A 2,568-nucleotide genomic window follows, 5' to 3' on the forward strand; every position below is an offset into this window, starting at 1 on the left:
ATGAGTGACGAGAAAATACAACCCTTTACACATCCTAGGTTACCCTTGATGAGAGATGAAGGACTTGTTCATGCAACCGTTTTTTTTGTCAAGTACAATTTATACCAAATTAGATGCGATTACCCTGCTTTGCCTAGTCCTTTTCCATGGGTCTGGCCGTCTGAATCATAAAAAGCCTCGGTGTATCCTTTGTCTAGCCCTATGCTGCGACGTTCAGCAGGGATTCTAACATTGCCATGATCTACTAAAAAGTGAACCTCAAACTTTTGCAATAATTGATTGTATATTAGTCTAATCTGACCTTTTATTTTTCGATTAGACTGCAAGTTCTCAATAAGTGCTGATTACAAGTTGAATTGGGAATGCTTCAGACTGGGTTACCAACCTGTAAGTGCTCCATGGATTTGTGTTTAATCAGTTCTGGTAAAGAGGGAATGCTGTGGTCACCTCTATCCCTTGACAATAGATAGTCCCAGAAGCAAACCCCTAGCTTGCGACAAGTCTTTTTCAAACCTACCATCGTATCTCTGGCTTTTCGTCCAACATCATTGCGAGTGCCACCACTAATTTTTCGACGGGTGACAAATTCTCGGATGTCAGAGGAGGCTGCATTGTTGTGGAGTGGAATATCCGGATCATCAAGAACCATCATTAGCTGTTTCTTGTTTTTCCTAAATCCCATCAAGGTGTTATTGAGGGTGGGGTGTTGCAAATAGCACCGACCAAAAACCTCATCAAAGCGAGCCCATAAGTACTTCTTGTACTGGTCACTGGGAGTCTTTGGGTAGGTTTAATGCTCTTGGTAATAGTCCCACAAGAGGGTTTGGACTTCTTCAATTTGGGCGCGAAACACAGCAGTGCTCCCCTCTAATTTCCGGATGGCTCGTTCAGCATGAACCCAGCACAAGGCATGGACCAGGAGATTAAACTGGCCTGCACCATCGGAAAGAATCACCAACTTCTGACTAACTCCCCCCTCAATCAAACCTCCCAGCAGGGCAGCTTCTGTGACCAACCGAACCGCCAAAGGCGTGACTATACCGATAGAATCCAAATATTGATTCCAGGCTTGGGTGCTATTGGCCAAGACAAAGGAAGTCAAACTCCAAGACCTTCCATTGCTTTTTCCCTAATTTATAGCTCTGTAAATACTTGCGGGAACACTCCCCCACGTACATAGCTTGGTTTATTGCCGTGGAGTTGCTCCAAAAAGTTGCTCCGACTCTTGCTCAGAGTACTAGCAAAGTAACTAAACCACTCATTGCCAATCACTGTGCAATACCCATTCTTACCTCCCTGGCGGGCTCCGGTATCATCCGTGTGAATGTAGTTTGAGTAGCCCAAGCCTGTTTCTAACACTGAGGCTTGTTCCTGATGAAACTCCTCTAGTTTTTCGGTTAATATTCGATTGACTTGGCCGACTGAAATATCGATTCCCCAATCCTTTAGCTGTTGATATATCAACGGTTGCGGCACTCGATTTTGGTAGTGTTCATGCAATATATAACCCACCAACTCCGGACCATAATGACCCGTCAAGCTATACTCTGGCGGCAACTGGGCACAAATAACACTCCCATCCTCTAAAACGTACTCTGCCAACAAAAATCGAATATTGTTGCGCTTTATACATAGTTCTTGGACGTCATATTCCCGATACCCATTGAATCTTGCTCCCTCTGGCAACTCCTCTAGCTCTATTTTGCGTTCTTCATTGACCACGAACCCTTGTTTTTTACTGCTATGGGCAGAACCAGGTCGTTTGCTACTCTGTTGCTGAGACTCAATGCCTTGGTTTAGTTTACTCGCTTTTAACTGGGGCTTCTTGCTCAGTTTCTTTTTCTGCCGTAACTCTTCTTCTAATTGACTGATGCGTTCGGTTAACTGTTTTACCTGTTTCTCTAATGCTTGATTTTGCTGAGCCAACAACCCTATTATTGCTTGCTGCTGTTGCACAAACAAGCGCAGACGCTCCTCCTCTGGGAGGTCGGTTGTTTCGTCGAGAGTGGCCAGCACAGGAATTTCAGTCATATCTCTGTTAGACCAGATTTACGTACTTTTGGCAAGGGGACTGCCAACATAGATCCCTTCACAGGGGGTGCAGGGGTAATTGAGAAGTTACATTAGACTTGACGATTATTTTATTTCTTTTTCCTCTAGTAAGGCCAGCTAATTCTAGCTGGTAAGTATTTTGATAAAGTCTCTTACAGTTATATCCTACTTGTTGATAGACTATTTGATTTTTGACCCAAGAATGTCCTCTATGAAATTGTTTTCTAACAAGTCTATGAAGGAGTGGATTTTTTAGAAAAGCTAAGGTCTTAAGCTGCTTGCAAAGTTCTTTCCTAGTCTTTTGATCTTTTTTCCCAGAAAACCTTTTGTAAATTTTTTTTATAACTGCATCGATACAGGCAGCTTGTTGAGCTGTAATGGCTTTCGCTACATCATTGATAGTATTAAACTAAGCCGAGGGGTCACCCCCGCCGACTCGTCTTCAAAACCGTACGTGACAGTTTCCTGTCATACGGCTCCTCATGGCAGGAACACACTTTCATTGGTACCTCTATA

The 2,568-nt window shown here is 43.5% G+C and carries 3 protein-coding genes and 2 pseudogenes; all 5 read right to left on the minus strand.

Annotation, left to right across the window (positions count from 1 at the left end):
• Positions 1-128: 128 nt before the first annotated feature.
• Positions 129-326 (minus strand): annotated as a pseudogene (locus F6K49_RS40555) (transposase); the annotation flags it as partial.
• Positions 327-367: 41 nt separating this feature from the next.
• Positions 368-712 (minus strand): transposase, encoded by a 345-nt coding sequence (locus F6K49_RS40560; RefSeq protein WP_293028290.1) that lies wholly within the window; start codon positions 710-712, stop codon positions 368-370.
• Between the two features lie 78 nt (positions 713-790).
• Complete coding sequence (locus F6K49_RS40565) at positions 791-1,102, minus strand: hypothetical protein (RefSeq protein ID WP_293028293.1); 312 nt, start codon at positions 1,100-1,102, stop codon at positions 791-793.
• 32 nt (positions 1,103-1,134) lie between these two features.
• The gene (locus tag F6K49_RS40570) at positions 1,135-2,031 is read right to left on the minus strand and encodes a transposase (RefSeq protein WP_293028296.1); all 897 of its coding nucleotides are present in this window, start codon (positions 2,029-2,031) and stop codon (positions 1,135-1,137) included.
• Between the two features lie 91 nt (positions 2,032-2,122).
• Positions 2,123-2,455 (minus strand): annotated as a pseudogene (locus F6K49_RS40575) (transposase); the annotation flags it as partial.
• Positions 2,456-2,568 lie beyond the last annotated feature (113 nt).

It is taken from the genome of Moorena sp. SIO3I6 (assembly GCF_010672095.1).